The sequence below is a fragment of the Rothia sp. SCPM-O-B-18226 (M350) genome (assembly GCF_058213595.1).
The window spans coordinates 36,120-55,302 of sequence record NZ_JBYQJS010000005.1 but is presented as its reverse complement, the minus strand read 5'-3'; the positions used below and the strand labels follow the sequence as shown (position 1 = coordinate 55,302).

Below are 19,183 nucleotides of genomic sequence, written 5' to 3'. Positions count from 1 at the left end.
TTATGACAGTCAAAAACCGCAATACATTATTTTCGCTATCAAACAACATTTGCCTACCGCAACGATGCCTATACTCTTACGGCAACGAAGCCACTTCCGTCAGGCCATCACATCGCCAAAATGCAGGGCCCTACTCCCCCGGCGGGTCCACCGCATCCCGACTCAGACGGCGAGCGCGTACATGTCGCGGAGGGCATCTTCCGCCTCGTCGAAGGCGTATCCGCTCTGGCAGAGAGCATCGCATCGGTTACCGTAGCGGAGGCCGGCGAGGAACTCGCGGTCGGTGACTTCGGGCAGGTGTTCCATGAGGTATTCGCCGTTGTCGGTAAAGAAGTCGTCGATGTTGGCGGCGTCCTGACCGGAGCAGAAGGTGCGGAAGTCTTCATCGCTGTAGTAGCCATCCGTGTACATGGGTTTCTCCTTTGGTCGTTCGATGGAGGAATGAGAACGCGTCGTTGTTCTCTACCGCCAAAGTACGGGGCACCCCTGACAAGATAAGGGGCTGCACCGCCCCGCGCCGGAGAAAATACGCAAAAAAATATGTGTGACGAGGGGTTTTCTGGAGGCGCACTCCCCCGCCAAACTCCCCCGCCGTGCGGAAGATTAGGCGCGGACGGGCTTGCCTCCTGTCCGGTGTTGCCCTACCTCCCACACGCCGGGCGGAAATTCGGTCATGGGTTACGGACTTCGACCATGGGTTAGTGACTTTGAGCTGGGGTTTTAACCCCCACCAAAGTCACTAACCCATGACCGAAAATCGGCGCTGTGCAGAAGGGCTAACCAGCAGCGTAGAGCCGGGTCGATGCCGCGCCATCCCTTCCCCCGCTTAACGGCGAGAAGCCACATGTGTTCGAAACACATGTGGCTTCTCAGCGTAAAGAAGAGCCTACGCCTCCGAGGGTTTCGCGCCGGTCAGGCGGTACGCCTTGTACACGCCCGTCACGTTACGGACCACGTTCAGCACGTGCTCCAGCATGAAGCGGTCCCCCAGCTCCAGGGCGAAGCGGTCCACCACGGTACGATCCTCCGACGTGTGCACGCGCGCATCCAGAATGTTCACGCCCGACTCAGAAATCGCACGAATCAGGTCGCTCAGCAGGCCCTTACGGTCCAGCGCCTCCACCTGAATCTGCACACGGTACGTAGCGGACGGCGAAGAGGCCCACTCGACTGTGGTCACGCGCGGCTCCTCGTCGGCGTTACGCATGTTCGGGCAGTCGCGGCGATGCACCGAAATACCGTTGTAGCGGGTCACAATGCCGATAATGTCATCCGGCGGGACCGGGGTGCAGCAACGCGCAATCTTCGTCAGCACACCCTCAGCACCCGGCACAATCACGCCGTTATCGCCAATCGCCTTGCGGGTCGACTTCAGCAGCGTCTCGTCAAAGTCGCTGACCTCAACCTCGGGTGCCGGCTCGTCGCCGCGGTGCACCTCAACGAGGGTGTCAATGACCTGCTTCGGCGCGATCTCGTGCTCACCAATCGCACGGTACAGCGACGCCACATCGTTCTTGTGCAGCAGCTGAGCCACCTGAGTCATAATCTCCGGGCTCATCATCTTCTGCAGCGGCAGCTCACTGTTGCGCATGCTCTTGGTGAGCATTTCGCGGCCTGCGAGTAGCGCCTCCAGGCGGCGTTCCTTCGCGAAGTACTGGCGGATCTTCGTGCGAGCGCGCGAGGAACGAACGAACTTCAGCCAGTCCTCGCTGGGTCCGGCGTCCTCGTTCTTCGTGGTCATAATCTCCACGGTGGCGCCGGTGGGCAGGACCGTGTGCAGCGGCACGAGGCGGCCGTTGACCTTCGCGCCGACGGTGCGGTCGCCGACCTCGCTGTGGATGGCGTAGGCGAAGTCCACGGGGGTGGAGCCGTTGGGCAGGGCGATTGCCTCGCCGTTGGGGGTGAGAACGACGATTTCGTCGGTGTCGAGGGTGTCAGCGAGCGACTCGTAGAACTTCTCCGACTCCGGGTTGGAGTTCGAAATCTCGGCAATAGACTGCAGGATGCCGACGTTCATCATCGCCGAGGTCTGGGTGCCCGGCTCCTGCGGATCCTTCGCGGGCGCGCTGCCACGAGCTGCGACCTTCTCGCCGCGCGACGCCGCCTTGTAGCGCCAGTGCGCAGCCACACCGTACTCAGCTTCTTCGTGCATCTTGTACGTGCGGATCTGAATCTCAAGCGGCAGGTTACCCGGGCCGTACACGGTCAGGTGCAGCGACTGGTAGTTGTTGTTCTTCGGGTTCTTAATGTAGTCCTTGAAGCGGCCGGTCATCGACGGCCACAGGGACAGCACGTGGCCGAGCACGGTGTAGCATTCCGCCTCTTCCTCGACCATGATGCGCACGGCAAGGATGTCGTTAATCTCGTCGAAGCTGCGGCCCTTCGTCTTCATCTTCTGATGAATCGAGTAGTAGTGCTTCGGGCGGCCCGTCACGGTCGCGTCGATGCCCACGTCTTTCAGACGCTCCGTAATCTTGGTGCGTGCCTCGTTCAGGAACTTTTCGAGCGCGGGGGTGCGTTCGCCGACCATGCGCACCATTTCGGCGTAAATCTCCGGGCTCATGGCGGCGAAGGAGAGGTCCTCCAGCTCCCACTTGATCGTGTTCAGGCCCAGGCGGTGCGCGAGCGGCGCGTAAATTTTCAGGGTCTCCTCCGCCTTCTTCGCGGCGGAAGCCTGCGGCACGAAACGCCAGGTACGGGCGTTGTGCAGGCGGTCGGCAAGCTTAATGAGCAGCACGCGAATGTCCTTGCTCATGGACAGCACGAGCTTACGAATCGTCTCGATGGAGGCGTTCTCACCGTACGTCATCTTATCCAGCTTGGTCACGCCATCGACCAGGTAGGCGACTTCCTCGCCGAACTCCTCGGTGAGCTGCTCCATCGTGTAGTCGGTGTCTTCCACGGTGTCGTGCAGCAGGCCGGCGGCGAGCACGGGGCCGGTCGCGCCCATCTCCGCAAGAATCGCGGTCACAGCGACCGGGTGCGTGATGTACGGGTCGCCGCTCTTACGCTTCTGACCCTCGTGGTAGTGGTTCGCCACCTCGTAGGCGCGCTGCAGCACGCGGATATCCTCGTCGGGGTGGTAGCGGCGCACCGCGCGCACGACCGGCGCGATCATGGGCGAGAAGTGAATCGTTTCGCCGTTCGCGTCGGAGGTTTGCATGGTGGTGCGGCCGCCGAAGACCAGGCGGTTCGGCCTGCGCCCACCGGCAGCCATGACGCGGTGCGAGCCGCGGTGCTTCTTCGCGACGGATGCATCCGGCTCGGGCAGGGGAATCGGGCCGGCGGGGCGAACCGCAGGCTTGTCCTCGGCTTCCGCAGCAGGATGCGCTGCGGTGTTCTGGTCAGCCGCGGCTCGCTTAGATTCGGCCCGATTCGGCGCGGGCTGGGAGGGCTTCACCTGGGCAGCCTCGTTCGGCGCGGGGGTCTCAGCGTTGGCGTTCACGGCAGGTTCTGCACTCATTCCAGGCTCCTTCGGGCTCACGATAATCAGCCGCACGCTCGGGTTCCTCATCGTTGAAAGCTACCACCGGGCCGGTTGGCTGGCTCACACGCGGGCGCACAGCTTCTTCTACTCTTATCGTACCCAGCGGCCCGGAAGGCACCAAACTATGCGGCGTTTTGACACGCCCCAACCGCACACGCCCGGGTAGGCTAAACCGGGCACGCTAAAGGGGAGCCGACACCTTTCGGTATCGACTCCCCCAGTGTCGGCGAGAACGCGGGCTACTCGCTTACGTTCACGCGATGAATCTCAATCGTCGCGCGGGCCGGCTTCTTGACCGACTTCTTGGCGGGTGCCTCCGCGGAATCCTCGGAGCCCTTATTGCCAGAGTCTTCGGAGCCCTCAGAGTCAGACTCCTCGGCCTCCTCGTCGTCCTTGAAGTCGCCGCTCTCAACCTTCGCGGTGTGCTCACGAATCTTAGCCTCACCCAGGCGGAGCGTCGCGTACAGCGGGGCAGACACGAACAGCGTACCGAACATGCCCACCAGAATACCCACGAACAGCGACAGCGACAGATCCTGCAGCGTACCCGCACCCAGCATGAACGCACCAATGAACAGGATCGCGCCCACCGGCAGAACACCCACGATTGCGGTGTTAATCGAACGGACCAGGGTCTGGTTCACGGCCAGGTTAATCTGCTCGGCGAAGGTCGTGTCGCGGCGTTCCAGCACGCCGTCCGTGTTCTCACGGATCTTGTCGAACACCACCACCGAGTCGTACAGCGAGTAGCTCAGAATCGTCAGGAAGCCGATAATTGCACTCGGAGTAATCTCAAAGCCGAACGCGGCGTACAGGCCGACCGTCACCACCACGGTGAAGAACAGGCCCGCGATAGACGCCAGCGACATCTTCCAGGTGCGGAAGTAGAAGGCCATGCCCACCAGGGCCAGGATCACGAACACCACGAGGCCCCAGAAGGCCTGACGGGTCACATCCGCACCCCAGGTCGGGCCCACGAACGAGGAGGTCACGTCATTCTCAGAGACACCGTACGCCTCCTGCAGGGCCTTCTTCACCTGCAGGGTCTCATCATCGCTGAGCTTGCTCATCTGCGCGCGAATCGTGCCCGGCGCAATATTGGTCACGTGAACCTCGGAGGCATCCTTCGCCTTCTCATGAATGACGCGCTCGCCGGTTGCGACATCGACGTGCGCGGTCTTCGAGACCACGAACTCCGAACCGCCGCGGAAGTCAATACCCAGGTTGAAGCCTCCGCCAACCGCCGGAATCAGAACCGAGACGGCCATCAGCAGCGCGGCCAAGGCCAGCCACAGGCGGCGCTTACCCACGAAGGGGTATGAGCGGGCGCCCGAGTGCAGGTCGTTACCGAAGCGGGCAAAAGCATTAGGTTTCACATCGGTAGCCATGCCTAGCTCTCCTTCTTCTCGTCCGAAGCGGAAGCGGCGCCGTCGGAGGCCGACTCCTCAGCCGCACGTTCCGCACGGCGACGCTCGGCGATGCTCAGCTGCTTCTCCTCCGGGGTGCGGATGCGACCGGCACCGCGGTACAGCGGCGTGGAACCCAGCGACTCAGGCGACAGGCCCGAGTGGCGGTGACCCTCGCCGAAGTAACGGGTGTTCGCCAGCAGGGTCAGCGCCGGGTGGGTGAACAGGTACACCACCAGAAGGTCGGCGATTGCGGTCAGGCCCAGCGTGAACGCGAAGCCCTTCACCGAACCCACGGACACCACGTACAGCACCACGGCGGCCAGCAGGTTCACGGCCTTCGAGGCCAGAATCGTGCGGGATGCGCGCTTCCAACCGTGGTTCACGGCCGAGGGAATCGTGCGGCCCGCACGAATCTCGTCACGGATACGCTCAAAGTACACGATGAACGAGTCGGCCGTCGCACCAATCGCCACGATCAGACCGGCCACACCGGCCAGGGACAGGCGGTAGTTCAGGGCCCAACCCAGCAGGGCAATCGCCTCGTACGAAATGATGCCGGCAACCACCAGCGACGCAATCGTCACGAAGCCCAGCAGGCGGTACTGGAACAGCGAGTAGATGAACACCAGCAGCAGACCGATCAGGCCGGTCAGCAGACCCACGCGCAGCTGCTCCGAACCCAGGGTTGCAGAAATCTGCTGCTCCGACTGGATCGTGAAGCTAATCGGCAGGGCGCCGTACTTCAGCTGGTCGGCGAGAGCCTTCGCCTGCTGCTCGGTGAAGTTACCGGTAATCTGCGGCTTACCGTCAGAAATCACGGCCTGAGAAATCGGGGCGGACAGCACCTTGCCGTCCAGCATAATCGCGAAGCGAGCACGCGCATCAGAGGAGTTCTGGGCGCGAATCGCGTTCAGGCGGGAGGTGATGTTCTGGAACTTCTCGCGGGCGGCATCGTTGAACTGAATGTTCACAGCCCAGCGACCGGTGGTCACGCCCTGGCCGCTGGTCTCCTGGGTGTGGCTCGCGGTAGAAATGTCGCTACCGTTCAGCTCCACGGGGCCCAGGATGTACTTCTCCTTGCCGTCGGCGGAGCAGGCCACCATCGGCTTGGTCGGGTCGGCGCTATCCGCGTCCTCGCTGCGGGCCGCGGTGCAGTCCTTCGCCTCGTACTGCTTGTACAGGTCGGCGGTAATCCAGTTGCGATCCGAACCGTCGGTCGGCTCGGCGGTCGGCTTGGGCAGCTTGTCGTCCGCGGTGCGGGATCCCTCGGCAACCGCGGCACCGTCACCGGCCACCAGGACCGGGCGGAACGTCATATTTGCGGATGCCTGAATCAGCTGACGGGTCTCGGAGCTAATCGTGCCGGGAACCGAGACGACCACGTTGTTACCCGAGCCGAAGGAGGTGGTGACCTCCGCCTCAGACACGCCGGCGCCGTCAACGCGCTGACGAATAATCTCAACCGCCTGGTTCAGCTGCTCCTGGGTAACGTTCCCGTCCGATGATCCGTTGACCTTCGGGGAGAGAATCATCTGCGTACCACCCGAGAGGTCCAGGGCCAGTTTCGGTGCCCAGGAGCCTCCCGAGTAGGTGCTGCCGAAGATGCCGGCAGCCATCACAACCATGAGCAGGACCATCGAGAGGAGCGCCCCTCGCGCGGCTGCAAGCGGTGAACGCTTAGCCATAATGTTCCTTCTATGAGTATTTTCGTGTGTAGATTTGGTGTTCTACAGATTCCTTAGCGGACGCGAAAACCCGACGCCGAGTGCGCGGCGCCGGGTCGTTCGGTCTTAAGTTACTGGGCGGTCTTCGAGGAGTCCTCGGAGACGCCGCCTTCCGCGGGAACCTGAGATTCCGCGGATGCCGGCTCGACGTCCTCGGTCAGGGGTGCGGCGGGGGCCTCGTCCTCAACAACGCTCATAATTGCGTTCAGCGCCACGGTGATAACAACGCCCTTGGCCAGCTCCAGCTGAATCTTATTGTCATCGAAATCGGTGCTGACGACGGTGCCGTAGAAGCCGGAACCGGTCATAACCTGAGTGCCGGGGACGAGAGACTGCTGCATTGCGCGCAGTTCCTCCATCTGCTTACGCTGACGCTTCTGGGCGGAGAACATCATCCATGCCAGGAACGCCATCATGGCAATCATAATCAGGAGGTTAAAATCCATGGTCTCACTTTCACATCCGCACCTGCGCCGCTCACCGCGCGGGTTGAGCGTGCTAAAAGGCGTGGAATCGTAGATACAGTACGTATCCATCCTACGCGAGAGCAGGAGCTTTAGCGCACCGAACCAGCGTTTTTGTGAGGTTTACCTGAGTTTTATCCAGCCCGTGGCGTAATTTTATGTCGCCGGCAGGGCTCGGCGGCGCCGACAGAGCCTGCAGAAGAGCTGTTGCGAACGCGTAGAAGAGCCCGCGGGAGGGGCGATACCTCCCACGGGCTACTTGCTGTATGTCTTGGCCGGTGCGGCTCTAGAGCTGAATCTCGGGGGCCTCCAGACCCAGGTGTTCCCAGGCCGCGGGCAGGGCCACGCGACCGCGCGGGGTGCGACCAATCAGGCCCTCGCGCACCAGGTAGGGCTCCGCCACGGTCTCCACGGTCTCGGTCTCCTCCCCCACCGCAATGGCGAGGGTGGACAGGCCAACCGGCCCGCCGCCGAACTTGTGGATGAGCGATTCCAGCACGGCGCGGTCCAGGCGATCCAGGCCGCGCGAATCTACCTCGTACATGTCCAGGGCGGTCGCGGCATCACGCGCGTTGATGCGGTCCACGCCGTTCACCAGGGCCCAGTCGCGCACGCGGCGCAGCAGGCGGTTCGCGATACGGGGTGTGCCGCGGGAGCGACCCGCAATCTCGGTGAAGCCCTCGGAGGTAATCTGCATGTCCATCAGGCCGGCGCTACGGCGCAGCACCAGCTCCAGCTCCTCAACCGAGTAGAACTCCAGGTGACCGGTAAAGCCAAAGCGGTCGCGCAGAGGCCCGGGCAGCAGACCCGCGCGGGTTGTTGCGCCCACCAGGGTAAACTGCGGAAGCTCCAGCGGGATGGAGGTCGCGCCGGCGCCCTTACCCACCACGATGTCCACGCGGAAGTCTTCCATCGCCATGTAGAGCATTTCCTCGGCCGGGCGGCTCATGCGGTGAATCTCGTCGAGGAACAGCACCTCGCCGGGGGTCAGCGAAGACAGAATCGCCGCCAAATCCCCGGAATGTTGAATCGCGGGGCCGGAGGTGATGCGCAGGGGCGCGTCCATCTCGGCCGCAATAATCATGGCCAGGGTGGTCTTACCCAGGCCGGGAGGGCCCGAAAGCAGCACGTGATCGGCGCTGCGGCCGCGCATCTTCGAGGCCTCCAGCACGAGGGAAAGCTGCTGGCGCACGCGGCGCTGACCCACGAAGTCGTCCAGGGACTTGGGGCGCAGGGCCGCCTCAATCATCTTCTCTTCGGGCTCTTCTTCCATTGCGACCAGGCGCTGCGCGGGCGCACCCGGGACGCCGGGCACCTGACCGGGAAAATACCCGCCGGAAACCGGGGATGCCGCGGCCTGCGGATCGTAGGGGTTCTGGGTCATAAAATTCTTCTTTCGTGGAGTGAGTGAGGCGCGAGGTAACGGGCGCGCCAAAATCGGCCGGGATCAGCCAAGGGCTCGGCGAGCGGCCTAGTGGCGACCCACCGTGTTCTGCGTACCCAGGGATGCGAGCACACCGCGCAGAGCCACGCCCACCGGCTCGCTCTCGGCGGCGGGATTGTGCTTCACGTACGCGTCGATGGCGGCGGAGGCGTCCTTCTCGCTCCAGCCCAGGGAGGTCAACGCATCCAGCACCTGCGGCTTCCACACGATACCCTGACTCAGCGGCAGCTCGTCGGTCTGGCCGTCGCTCAGAATCAGCTTGCCGGCAAGCTCCAGCACGATGCGGCGGGCACCCTTCGGGCCGATGCCCGGAACCTTCGTGAAGGCCTTGTCGTCACCGGTGGCCACGGCTCGCTCCACCTCCGCGGCGGTGTGCACGCTCAGCACCGCCAGGGCGATGCGAGGGCCGATGCCCGAGACCGAGAGCATCATGTCAAAGACCTCACGCTCGGCCGGTTCCGAAAAACCGTAGAGGGTCATGGATTCCTCGCGCACGATCATGGTGGTCAGCACGGTGGCCTCCTCCCCCGTGCGCAGCTTAGAGAGAGTGCGTGCGGTGGCGTGCACCAGCATGCCGAAACCATTAACGTCAATCACCGTGTGGTCAAGCCCCACCTGGGCCACGCGGCCGGTCAGCGATGCAATCATTCTCTCCACCTTTCAACGCCCCGCGCCGGGGCGAACGATACTGCACTCCCCCGCGGCCTGCTGTGCCGCCGGCGCGCATCGGGGCCGGCGGGTATGCCACGGGAAGATACTATCAGTATATTAGAATATTTCTTCTGAAATCAAGGGATATTCGAATTCTTTAGCGAATCCAGCTCCCGGTACGTTCGAAGGGGTTTGCTCGAAGGGTAACGAGTCGGCACCCCTAGCGGCGGGCCTTAGCCTCCGCCTCCATCCAGGCGCGCTGCGCGGGGGTCAGCGAACCCGCACGGCGAGCCTTCGCGGGCCGCGATCCCTGGTGCGTCTGCGTCTGCGCCGACATGTTAATACCCGAACCGATGCCGCCGCCGCGCCAGCCGTGGCAGATGGCGATGGCCAGCGCGTCGGCCGCGTCCGCGGGCTTCGGCATGGCGTTCAAGCCCAGAATGCGGGTCACCATGCGACCCACCGAGGCCTTATCCGCGCGACCGCTGCCGGTCACCGCCGCCTTCACCTCGGAGGGCGTATGGAAGAACACCGGCACGCCGCGCATCGCCGCCGCAGAAATCACCGCGCCCGAGGCGTGCGCCGTACCAATCACCGTGTTCACCTGCTCCTGCGCAAAGACGCGCTCAATCGCTAGGGCGTCGGGCCGGTAGGTGTCCAGCCAGTGCGAGGCCGCGTTGAAAATCCAGAGGATGCGCTGGTCCAGCGTGCGGGCCGGGTCGGTGCCCGCCACGCCCACGTTCACGAAGTGCGCCTTACGGTCGGCGGTCATGTCGAGCATTGAGAAGCCGCAGCGCGTGAGGCCGGGGTCCACGCCCATGATGCGGGTCGCCCCCGGCACGCGGTCCACGGCGGCGACCGTATGGTTTTCGCGCATGCTATCGCGCGCGGCGGATGCAGCGTTCACGTGTGCTTTCCTTCCAAAGTTCGCGGGGTCTTCACATGGTCTTCGCGGGGTCTTCGCGGGGTAAGGTCTGCGATACCGCAGTTCGCGGGGCAGCCAGCCGGAATACGGCCGATTGTTTAGGCCGGGTGTTTAGGTCGGGCGCCGACCGGCATAACGTTCAAAAGCCACCTCCCGCCGGGTCCACGCGCGGTGGGCCGGCCGGGAAGTGGCTTCAGTGCACGCTCAAAAGTGGCGCGCTCAGGCGGTGATTACTCGGCTTCCAGCTGAGCAGCAACCTCGTCAGAGACGTTAGCGTTCGAGTAGACGTTCTGCACGTCGTCCAGTTCCTCGATGGCGTCTGCCAGCTTCAGGAACTTCTTGGCGCCCTCGGCGTCCAGGTCGACCTGCATGGTCGGGCGGAAGACCGGGTCGTCGTTGTTGTACTCCAGGCCGGCCTCGTCCAGAGCCTTACGAATCTCGGGCAGGTCGGTAGGTGCGGAGATGACGGTGAAGATATCGCCCTCGTCCAGGACCTCTTCGGCGCCGGCATCCAGAACAGCCATCAGAACGTCGTCCTCGGTCAGACCGTCAGTCTTGGTGACCTCAGCAACGCCCTTACGTTCGAACAGGAACGCAACCGAACCCTGGTCAGCCATGGTGCCGCCGTTACGGGTCACGGCCAGGCGAACCTCAGACGCTGCACGGTTACGGTTATCGGTCAGACACTCGATGTACAGGGCGGTACCCTGCGGGCCGCGTGCCTCGTACATAATCTCGGTGTAGTCGATGGTCTCACCGGTCAGGCCGGCGCCACGCTTGATAGCGCGGTCGATGTTGTCGTTGGGGACGGAGTTCTTCTTCGCCTTCGACACAGCCAGGTCAAGAGCGGGGTTACCGGCAATATCGGCGCCACCCATACGTGCCGCAACCTCAATAGCCTTAATGAACTTCGCGAAAGCCTTCGCGCGCTTAGCGTCGATAGCAGCCTTCTTGTGCTTAGTAGTCGCCCATTTAGAGTGACCGGACATTCGTATCTCCCTTAGTCAAAACCTCTGCGCGGGCACGGCGAAACGCCCCGCGCACTGTACTATAACTCAATCAACTATACCGTAGCGGAGGCGCACACCACCTCTTAGAGTGCACGCCAGCGCCCGGAATAGCACGTCAGTGAACCGCTAGCGGGGGCGAGACGCGGCCGAGGCGCGCGCCTTCTCCACCAGCGAGTCGTCAATCGCGTTCGGAGTGAACTCGCCGAAGCGACGAATTGCGGCCTGCTCAATCAGGTAGTCCGCAATCTTCGGGTTCTTCGGCAGCAGCGAGCCGTGCAGGTAGGTGCCGATGACGTTGTGCACGCGTGCACCCTCGTAAGAGTCCGTCACGTTGTTGCCCTCACCCTTGGTCACGGTAGCCAGCGGGGTGCATCCGGAACCCAGGTAGGTCAGGCCCGAGTGGTTCTCAAAACCGATGACGGTGCCGAACTCCTCGGACTCCTCCACGATGTTGCCAATCAGGCGTTCGTCGCCGCCGACCGTGTGCGCATCGAAGATGTTGATGCCCTTGAGCACCTCGCCCTCACGGGTGCGGAACTCCTTGCCGAACAGCTGGTACAGGCCGCAGATGACGAGCATGGGCACGCCGTCCTCGGCCAGCGAGCGCAGGGTACCACCGATGGCGTGCAGGTCGTCCTGAATCACGGACTGGCCGGAGTCCTGGCCGCCGCCGCCGAGGATGATGTCGACGTCCTCGGGGAAGGCCTGGCCGGGGTTGTGGTCCAGAATCTGCACGTCGAAGCCGTGTGCCTGCGCGCGGCGGGCCAGCGCCAGGGTGTTGCCCCAGTCGCCGTAGATGTTCATGTCCAGCGGGTAGAGCTGCACGATGCGCAGCGTCTTGCCGTTGTTCGGGCCGGGCGCCGGGGTGCCCTCAAAAGTGTGGGTTGCCGTCATTATGAGACCTTCTCAACGTCGGTAATCTTTGCCAGCTCTTCACGCAGGGCCAGCATGGCGGTGTAGGTGCAGAAAATACGCATGGGCGCGTTACCGCTGGAGGCGATGAACTGCTTGAGCGCATCGGCCAGGTTCTCGTCGACCTCGCCGACCTTCACGCCGTCGTGCTCCAGGCGCAGCGCCATATCCCAGGCGCGCACGCCCGAGACCATCTGCACGCCGGTGCCGCGCAGGCCGTCGAAGTCAACATCCCACAGCCAGGACACGTCACGACCGTCAGCGTACTGGTCGTTAATCGTAATCATGGTGGCGTAGTCGTCAGCGTTCGCGCTGGCCAGGGACAGGCGGAAGCCGCTGGGGTTCTTCACGAGCAGCAGCTGCAGCGGGCGGCCGTTCACGTTCAGGGTCTCACCGCGACCGAAGGCGGGAGTAATCTTCGCCAACTCTGCGATGAGCTTATCTTCATCGAGCTTCTCGCCCATGACGGCGCGAGTCAGCGCCATAGCGCCAGCCGCATTGAAGATGTTGTAAATGCCGTACAGGTTAATCTCGCCGACTCGTTCCACACCCGCCACATCGAAGGTTGCGGAGGTGCCGGAGAAGGCGGTGAGAGTAACGTCGGCATTGGGCAGAGACTGCTTCGCGACAGTGCCGCCGCGCATCTCATCGTCCGAGGGGAAGTACGAGCGAAGGGACTCGGCCAGGCCGTAGTAGTTGACCTTCACGCCCGGCTGCACGTTCTCGGCGAGGGAGCGGATGCGCGGGTCCTCGCGGTTGAGCACCACGGTGTTGGTGGTTGCGGCGGCCACGGTCGCGAGCATGCGGCGGGTCGTGTCAATCTCGCCGAAGCGGTCCAGCTGGTCGCGCAGAACGTTCAGCAGCAGCGCGTAGTCGGGCTTGACGGCCTTGACGAAGTGCACGGCGTGCGCCTCGTCGAGTTCCAGCACGGCGATGTCGGCATCAAGCTTGCCGGTGAGGGTCATCTCACCCAGCAGGGCGGCGGCCACACCGCGCACAAAGTTGGAGCCGGTGCGGTTGGTGAAGACCTTCAGGCCCTGCGCTTCGAGTAGCTGAACGGCCATCTTCGTGGTGGTGGTCTTACCGTTCGTGCCGGAGACGACGACCACGCCGTAGGGCAGCTTCGCGAGCTCTTCGGCTACGAACTGCGGGTGCAATTTTTCCATGACGAGGCCGGGGAACGCGGAGCCGCCACCGCGAAGCTTAGTCGCGTAGCGCACGCCCTGACCCAGAAGGCGAATGAGGGGTTTGGACATGCTTACCATTTTAGTACACGCGCACGGTGCCGCTGAAGGGTGCGGCGGGGGCGTTCGCTCAAGCCAAAACGGACCGCGGTGGGCTTGAACCCTGCCGGGCGGGCGGTTTTAGAAGAGCGAGCCCTGCACCCTCACCCGTGTGAATCCCCGGTCGGGAACGACCAGCAGGTTGCGCCACTCGGCGGTGTTGACGAGGAACGCGGCGTCGGGATCGCCCACGTGGGCGCTCACAAACTGGCCCGCCGCACCCGTGCAGAAGAACCCGGCCGTACTGCCGTCCAACGTCGAGTCGCACGGTGCGAGCGGTTCCGGGTTGCGCGCGCGCAGGGCCGCGTACGGGCGATTCATCGCCAGGGAGGGAACCCACGGCTCATCCAGGGCGGATAGTTGCAGGTCGGGCTCCCTCGCCAGGAACTCGGTGAGGGCGGCGCGGGCGCGGGCCACCGCATCCTCGTGGGCGGTGCGCAGCTGAGCACCCGGGAGCGGATGCGTCCAGGCGCGGTACTTGCTCGCCACCTGTTTGACCTGGCCGATTCCGGCGAGGGCGGTCACGGCATCCTCGGCGCGGCGTATGGTCAGCCCGTCCGGGGCAAGCGCAACGTAGGTGGCCGTGGCGACGGCCTGCTCGTCGAGGCGTCGCGGGGTTGAGGTCAGGGAGCTCGTACCGACCTTGTGGGTGCCGTCTGGGAACGTGGCGATGTAGAGGCGGTGCTCCAGCATGGCGTAGGCGCGCATGGATTCGGTGAGCGTTCCGGGGTAAAGGTGCGCGCTGTGCAGGGCGGTAAATTCGTCGCGGGCGGCGCATCGGGGGCACTGCTGGCCCCGGTCGATGCGAGCGGCCTCGGGGCACGGGTGACGGCGGGTTCCGGGGGTGCCGGGGTCGGTCGAGCCGGTCGTGTAGCCGGAGCAGAAGCGGTACGGCGCGCCGGACGCGTCGAGGGCCACGCGCAGACCCAGGTAGGCCCCGGGGGTTAGCGGCACCCGGAGGCGTCGGCCCGCGGGGCGCACTGGCAGTTCGGCTTCCGCGGGGCCGGCCCCGTTCGGTCCGGGTTGGCCCGGTTCGGCCTCGACGGCCTCTAGCTCGAGTACGGGGCGGCGGTCCACCCAGCGCAGCTGCCGCCACACGAGGGCGCGCGGAGCGGTTTCGCCGCCAACGCCGGCGGCGGGTTCGGCGGAGCAGGCCTCGGCACCGTCGAGGGCGTTCTCGAGGAAGGCGTTCTCAAGCAGATTGGGGTAATCCATGACTATCAACTCTAGCGGTTTGAACGGCCCGAGAAGCGCTGCAGAGCAGCAAAGAGCCGGCCCGGCGGGGCGCCGCGAAAGAACGCTCTCAAAGCGCCGCGAGCCCGAAAGATAAGAAGTACGGGCCGACCTAGCTCAGGCGGGCGAACCCCTCCGCGAGCGCCGAACGCATGTCGTCCAGGGTGCGCGACATGGTTTTAGTCTGGGCAATAATCGGCAGGAAATTGGTATCGCCGCTCCATCGCGGCAGAATGTGCTGGTGCAGGTGGTCGGCAATTCCCGCGCCGCCCACCTTGCCCTGGTTAATACCAATGTTGAAGCCGTCGTTGTGCGACACCTCGCGCAGAACCTTCATGGCGAGCTGGGTCAGCTGCGCGATCTCCAGGGTTTCCGCCTCGGTCGCGTCGTCGTAGAAGGGAATGTGACGGTACGGGCACACGAGCAGGTGCCCGGGGTTGTACGGGTAGAGGTTGAGAATCACGAAGGCGTGCTCGCCGCGGTGCACAATCAGAGACTCCTCGTCGCTGCGGCCGGGTGCGGTGCAGAACGGGCAGGTCTTTTCGGTGTAGTCTTTCTGCCCGCCGCTCACGTAGGCGGTGCGGTGCGGGGTCCACAGGCGCTGGAACTGGTCGGGTGCGCCGGGTAGCTCGAAGGAATCCTGCACCGAGGGTGCGGCAGTCTCGGGGGTCGTGTTCTCGCTCATAGTCCCATTCTATAGCGTTTTCACGTTCCTACCAGGGGTGTCCACGGGTCGGCAGCGTGGGTCGGCAGCGTGGGTCGGCAGAGGCCCCGCGGCAGAAGCTAAAAGGGGCGCCGGTCCCGTCCACAAGAACGAAACCGGCGCCCCTCAACGCTACGGGCCCTAGCCCTCGAACTTCGTCAGCTGCACCGTGCGAGTCTCACCGCGGAAGGTGAGGGAGAAAGTCAGCATGCCGTCGCGCACCGCAAATTCCTTTTCGGATTCCGAAGATGCCAGCGGGTTGCTGTCCATCGTTCGGCGGTCGCCGACCGAGGTCCAGCTGTAATCCCCCTGACCGGCCTCGAAGGTTCCGACCCAGACGACCGTGGCCATCTCTTCATAGTTGAGGTGGTAGGTCACGGTGATCTTATTGCCGCGCACCACGGCAGCCACGTAGTTCTCGGTATCACCGAGCTGCAGCCATGTGCTCTCCGTCTGCGATGCGTCATCGCGCGGAACGTAGGTCTCGGAACTGGAGGAGGGAACCTCGGAGATAATCTGAATTTCCGAGGTTGCCGCGCCGGACGGGGTGGCACGAGCGGAGGCGAACGAGGCGTCATCGACGGTGACCGTTCGGGCGGCCAGGGATGCACCATTCGATGAGCTAGAAGCGCCGGCCGTTGCGGAGGCGCACATGCCCAGGGTGAGCGCACCGGTCAGAGCCAGCACGCTCAGAGTGGTTTTAGAAGCCACGGATTGCTCCTATTGATATGAGTGTTTGAGTGAGAGTTGTGAGTGCATGCCGAACGAAACGAACATAAAACAACACCCCGTAGCACGCGGGCTACAGGGTGTCTTCGTACGCCAGCACGTAGATAGTGTATCCACAGTGGTGACCTATTGTGTAGACCTACTAGGCATCTTGAGTGATAGTTTCCTCACATTTTGACTTTTTGGGGAATAGTTTCGAGCTAACCACCCGGGGTGTCTCGCGGCCACAATGAGGGTTTGATGCGCCGTAAATTAAATGTTGCTTACCGTTGGATTAAGTGCGTTCAAGGTGCTTCGATACGTTTTGAGGGGAGCACCTGCTCGTACCCTCCCAAACCCCTCGAGACAGGGCCCTCGAAACAGGGCCTCCCGAAGCTACTTGCGGGAACGGAATGAGAACTTCTCACGAATAATCGTGAAGGTCTGGCGGGTTTCCTCCAGCAGAGCTACGGGCTCCTGCTCGGACACATCCTCGCGCACCGCAACCTCGCTACCGGTAGCGCGACCGGTCTCGGCACCAGAGTCAGCGCGGTCAGCGGCAACCCGGCGGCTGAATCCAGCCCACTCTTCACTCGGGCCTTCAGCTCCCGAACCGCCACCCCAACCAGCGGCGGGCACATCCGTCGCCGCGGGTACCGGGTGAATACCGTCCTCGTCCACCACCTCCCGAAGCGTGTAGGCCGGATTATCGCGACGTGCATACTCACGAGCCAGCAGGGCGCGCAGCTCAGAAATCTCCTGGCGAAGATCGTCCACGTCAGCCTTGGTTGCGGGGTACTCCTGCTCCTCCCTGCCACCAAACTTTTCGATAATCCAGCTGGCGAGCGCACCGGTAGCAACCGCGACCAAGCCCCCGCCGTACAGCATGACGATCACGGCGATGACCCTGCCGATACCGGTGACCGGGTAAACGTCTCCGTAGCCGACCGTGGCGAGGGTCGTGAACATCCACCAGTAGGCGGTGGGCAGGTCACGAATCATCGCGCCCGGCTCGGAAGATTCCACCGAATAGATCGACAGGGCAAACATGATGATGAAGATCGCGGTGTAGCCGAAGAGCTTCATCCCCAGTTCGGAGAGCCTCTTGTATTGGCGGTTGGCGGTCAGGTGAATCATGGCCAGGAAGCTAACGATACGCCACGCCGGCAGCAGCACGATGGCCAGGTTCATCAGGTTGTGCGTGATGAAGTAGAGTCGCCGCGGCGCCAGGTACAGGCGCACGCAGTAGTCGGCGGCGAAGAGGCCCCACAGAATCATCTGAATGATGTTGAGGTACCCGTCGTACGGCTCCTGAATACGCGTGCTCATGATGGGCGCGGCGAACGCAAGCAGGTACAGCACGGACGCCACGAACATGGGCGTAGAGGTGCGGTCTTCCCACGCGGCCAGGTTCTTCTCGCCGCGGTACGCGCTCAGGCGGCGGAAGAGGCGGGTTCGCGGAGTGTGTGCCGGGGCCTCGGGGTGCGTCTCGGTGCGGGTGACCGTGCGGATGGTGGTCGTCTGCGTTCCGGGTTCGCGCACCTCGCGGGCGGTTTCGGTACGGGTGTCGGTATAGGTTTCGGCGGAGGACTCGGCGGAGCCGATGCCGAGCGCGGACCGGGGCATGACGGGAATACCCTGCGTGTGCGGGTGGTGGCTCGTGCGGGTAATGCGGTGGCTCTCGCGGTGCGTGCCATCGGGTTCGTCGCTGGTGGCGTACTCTTCGACTACCTCTTCATAGTCTTCGTCCCGCGCGGGATCGTACGCGTCGTTGTCCGCGGGGTCCTGTGCCTGATTCTGTGCCGTCCTATCCATAGGAGACATGATACTCTAGGAGACATGATACTCTGCGCCCTTTGGGCCCCGGAGCGCCTCCGAGTGTCCCGAAACATTCCCAAGCGTCCCCGAGTGCATTGGCAGGCCCGCGGGGTTGATTCTGCGGGTACCGACGCGGCGAGGTTTCGTTGCACCGTATGCACAAAACTGGCACAATGTGTGGTGCATGCATCAGCAGAAAATGCGAGCGCGCGTCGCCGATACCTTCCGACTATGAGTCCACACCGGAGTGCCCCATGACCCCTTCACGCTTCCTCTCCCCCGCCTTTCCCGCCACGCCCTCGACTCTTCCCGTGCACGGCCTGCACGGGGGCCGTGCACGGACCCGCGGCATCGCGCTGACCCTGGCTGCGGTCCTCGTCGTGCCCCTGAGCGGGTGCGCCACGCCGAACGCGGATTCTTCCGCCTCAGCTTCGGCCAGCGTGGACGGTTCGCTTGCGGTCAGCCGCGGGGTCGCCCCCGTTAATGAGGAGCGTGAGGGCTACCGCCTGTTCTCGGGTCGAGGCCCCGTCGATGAGGCCGTGTTCGAGGGCCCCTCGGGTGCCGGCTCGTACTCCTATATTGAGTTTGAGCGGCGCGGCGAGCCGACGGCCCCCATGCGCGTTTCCCTACGCGATGAGGGTGGGACCTCGGTGGAGTTCCCGGCGGGTGAGTCGGGTGAAATGGGCGGCGTGTGGGTTCGCAATACCGCGGAGGCTCCTTCCGCGAGCGCGAGTGGTTCCGGGGTGTCGTTGAGCGCGACGCGGGTGACTGCCTCCACCTCGAACCTGGCCGATGATGCGCAGTGGGTGGTGTCGGTGCGCTCGCTGGGCGTTGATTCTTCTGGCGAGCTGACCGCCCCGGAGGGCCTGGCGCTCGTGAGCCAGACGCTGTCTTCGGGCGATATTGTTCAGCAGGGCACGCGAGGTTTTGTTCACGATGCGACGGGCCGCACGAGTTCTGCCGCCGTCGAGAACCGTTCGGACGCACCGATTCGGGTGTACTGCGCGGGGACCACTCGCCAGGAGCGGAGCGTGCCCTCCGGCGGTCGTGTTTTCCTGGATGATCTGGGGGTGCGCGCGGCGGGTAAGTCGCCGCTGCTGTGCGGTGTGGTGGCCTCGGATGCATCGGCCCGCTGGACCCTCACGACGCTGAGCTCCCGCGCGTAGACGAGGATTTCTTCGACGAGTCCTAAATCTTTCACCCCCTTGCGGCAGGGGGGCACCGGCGCGGGGCGGAAGGCAGGCAGCTTTCCGCCCCGCGTTTTTTAACGCGCTTTTTAAACCGTTGATACCTACCACTCTCCGTTCCCCACTCCCCCGCTTTGTAGCGCCGCGAGCCGAAGGAGAAAATACCTCTCATTCTGAGCTTCGCCCTCTCAGCTCGCACCCAGTTCGCGCCCCGAAAGCGCAATG

At 63.8% G+C, this 19,183-nt stretch carries 16 protein-coding genes; 1 reads left to right on the top strand and 15 read right to left on the bottom strand.

Annotated elements, in window-relative coordinates; genetic code table 11:
* Positions 1–162: 162 nt before the first annotated feature.
* The 15 genes from AC3E6W_RS08115 to AC3E6W_RS08045 all read right to left on the bottom strand — a co-directional run bounded on the left by AC3E6W_RS08115 (position 163) and on the right by AC3E6W_RS08045 (position 17,777).
* On the bottom strand, positions 163–411 hold the full coding sequence (locus tag AC3E6W_RS08115; protein ID WP_294618440.1) for a hypothetical protein: 249 nt from the start codon (positions 409–411) through the stop codon (positions 163–165).
* Between the two features lie 475 nt (positions 412–886).
* On the bottom strand, positions 887–3,463 hold the full coding sequence (locus AC3E6W_RS08110) for a RelA/SpoT family protein (RefSeq protein WP_490652822.1): 2,577 nt from the start codon (positions 3,461–3,463) through the stop codon (positions 887–889).
* A gap of 263 nt (positions 3,464–3,726) precedes the next feature.
* The gene (gene secF / locus AC3E6W_RS08105; protein WP_490652821.1) at positions 3,727–4,875 is read right to left on the bottom strand and encodes a protein translocase subunit SecF; all 1,149 of its coding nucleotides are present in this window, start codon (positions 4,873–4,875) and stop codon (positions 3,727–3,729) included.
* Positions 4,876–4,877: 2 nt separating this feature from the next.
* Entirely contained in the window at positions 4,878–6,581 is a 1,704-nt protein-coding gene (secD, locus tag AC3E6W_RS08100; RefSeq protein WP_490652820.1) for a protein translocase subunit SecD, read from the bottom strand.
* A 110-nt stretch (positions 6,582–6,691) separates the two neighbouring features.
* A complete protein-coding gene (yajC, locus tag AC3E6W_RS08095) occupies positions 6,692–7,066 on the bottom strand; it encodes a preprotein translocase subunit YajC (protein WP_049346390.1) in 375 nt (124 codons plus the stop codon).
* A gap of 304 nt (positions 7,067–7,370) precedes the next feature.
* On the bottom strand, positions 7,371–8,357 hold the full coding sequence (gene ruvB, locus AC3E6W_RS08090) for a Holliday junction branch migration DNA helicase RuvB (RefSeq protein WP_192830500.1): 987 nt from the start codon (positions 8,355–8,357) through the stop codon (positions 7,371–7,373).
* A gap of 198 nt (positions 8,358–8,555) precedes the next feature.
* Positions 8,556–9,176 (bottom strand): Holliday junction branch migration protein RuvA, encoded by a 621-nt coding sequence (gene ruvA, locus AC3E6W_RS08085; protein WP_490652819.1) that lies wholly within the window; start codon positions 9,174–9,176, stop codon positions 8,556–8,558.
* A gap of 223 nt (positions 9,177–9,399) precedes the next feature.
* Positions 9,400–10,056 (bottom strand): crossover junction endodeoxyribonuclease RuvC, encoded by a 657-nt coding sequence (gene ruvC / locus AC3E6W_RS08080; protein ID WP_049343020.1) that lies wholly within the window; start codon positions 10,054–10,056, stop codon positions 9,400–9,402.
* A gap of 278 nt (positions 10,057–10,334) precedes the next feature.
* The gene (locus AC3E6W_RS08075) at positions 10,335–11,093 is read right to left on the bottom strand and encodes a YebC/PmpR family DNA-binding transcriptional regulator (RefSeq protein ID WP_012903452.1); all 759 of its coding nucleotides are present in this window, start codon (positions 11,091–11,093) and stop codon (positions 10,335–10,337) included.
* Between the two features lie 147 nt (positions 11,094–11,240).
* Complete coding sequence (locus AC3E6W_RS08070) at positions 11,241–12,008, bottom strand: type 1 glutamine amidotransferase (protein WP_070825360.1); 768 nt, start codon at positions 12,006–12,008, stop codon at positions 11,241–11,243.
* Complete coding sequence (locus tag AC3E6W_RS08065) at positions 12,008–13,291, bottom strand: Mur ligase family protein (protein WP_490652818.1); 1,284 nt, start codon at positions 13,289–13,291, stop codon at positions 12,008–12,010. The genes AC3E6W_RS08070 and AC3E6W_RS08065 overlap by 1 nt, the downstream gene beginning before the upstream one ends.
* 99 nt (positions 13,292–13,390) lie before the next feature.
* Positions 13,391–14,524, bottom strand: coding sequence for a hypothetical protein (locus tag AC3E6W_RS08060; RefSeq protein WP_490652817.1), 1,134 nt, complete (start codon positions 14,522–14,524; stop codon positions 13,391–13,393).
* Positions 14,525–14,654: 130 nt separating this feature from the next.
* The gene (locus AC3E6W_RS08055; RefSeq protein WP_049332458.1) at positions 14,655–15,227 is read right to left on the bottom strand and encodes an HIT family protein; all 573 of its coding nucleotides are present in this window, start codon (positions 15,225–15,227) and stop codon (positions 14,655–14,657) included.
* A 159-nt stretch (positions 15,228–15,386) separates the two neighbouring features.
* Entirely contained in the window at positions 15,387–15,956 is a 570-nt protein-coding gene (locus AC3E6W_RS08050; protein WP_490652816.1) for a hypothetical protein, read from the bottom strand.
* Between the two features lie 393 nt (positions 15,957–16,349).
* Complete coding sequence (locus AC3E6W_RS08045; RefSeq protein ID WP_239662759.1) at positions 16,350–17,777, bottom strand: potassium channel family protein; 1,428 nt, start codon at positions 17,775–17,777, stop codon at positions 16,350–16,352.
* Between the two features lie 248 nt (positions 17,778–18,025).
* Here AC3E6W_RS08045 and AC3E6W_RS08040 point away from each other — a divergent pair, with 248 nt between their 5' ends.
* Positions 18,026–18,937: a hypothetical protein gene (locus AC3E6W_RS08040; RefSeq protein ID WP_490652815.1), complete on the top strand. Its 912-nt coding sequence runs from the start codon at positions 18,026–18,028 to the stop codon at positions 18,935–18,937.
* Positions 18,938–19,183 lie beyond the last annotated feature (246 nt).

Excerpts from the sequence above, each read along its gene's own strand:
- AC3E6W_RS08115 (WP_294618440.1), bottom strand. The coding sequence starts at position 411 with ATGTACACGGATGGCTACTACAGCGATGAAGACTTCCGCACCTTCTGC.
- AC3E6W_RS08110 (WP_490652822.1), bottom strand. The coding sequence starts at position 3,463 with ATGAGTGCAGAACCTGCCGTGAACGCCAACGCTGAGACCCCCGCGCCG.
- secF (WP_490652821.1), bottom strand. The coding sequence starts at position 4,875 with ATGGCTACCGATGTGAAACCTAATGCTTTTGCCCGCTTCGGTAACGAC.
- secD (WP_490652820.1), bottom strand. The coding sequence starts at position 6,581 with ATGGCTAAGCGTTCACCGCTTGCAGCCGCGCGAGGGGCGCTCCTCTCG.
- yajC (WP_049346390.1), bottom strand. The coding sequence starts at position 7,066 with ATGGATTTTAACCTCCTGATTATGATTGCCATGATGGCGTTCCTGGCA.
- ruvB (WP_192830500.1), bottom strand. The coding sequence starts at position 8,357 with ATGGAAGAAGAGCCCGAAGAGAAGATGATTGAGGCGGCCCTGCGCCCC.
- ruvA (WP_490652819.1), bottom strand. The coding sequence starts at position 9,176 with ATGATTGCATCGCTGACCGGCCGCGTGGCCCAGGTGGGGCTTGACCAC.
- ruvC (WP_049343020.1), bottom strand. The coding sequence starts at position 10,056 with ATGCGCGAAAACCATACGGTCGCCGCCGTGGACCGCGTGCCGGGGGCG.
- AC3E6W_RS08075 (WP_012903452.1), bottom strand. The coding sequence starts at position 11,093 with ATGTCCGGTCACTCTAAATGGGCGACTACTAAGCACAAGAAGGCTGCT.
- AC3E6W_RS08070 (WP_070825360.1), bottom strand. The coding sequence starts at position 12,008 with ATGACGGCAACCCACACTTTTGAGGGCACCCCGGCGCCCGGCCCGAAC.
- AC3E6W_RS08065 (WP_490652818.1), bottom strand. The coding sequence starts at position 13,291 with ATGGTAAGCATGTCCAAACCCCTCATTCGCCTTCTGGGTCAGGGCGTG.
- AC3E6W_RS08060 (WP_490652817.1), bottom strand. The coding sequence starts at position 14,524 with ATGGATTACCCCAATCTGCTTGAGAACGCCTTCCTCGAGAACGCCCTC.
- AC3E6W_RS08055 (WP_049332458.1), bottom strand. The coding sequence starts at position 15,227 with ATGAGCGAGAACACGACCCCCGAGACTGCCGCACCCTCGGTGCAGGAT.
- AC3E6W_RS08045 (WP_239662759.1), bottom strand. The coding sequence starts at position 17,777 with ATGTCTCCTATGGATAGGACGGCACAGAATCAGGCACAGGACCCCGCG.
- AC3E6W_RS08040 (WP_490652815.1), top strand. The coding sequence starts at position 18,026 with ATGACCCCTTCACGCTTCCTCTCCCCCGCCTTTCCCGCCACGCCCTCG.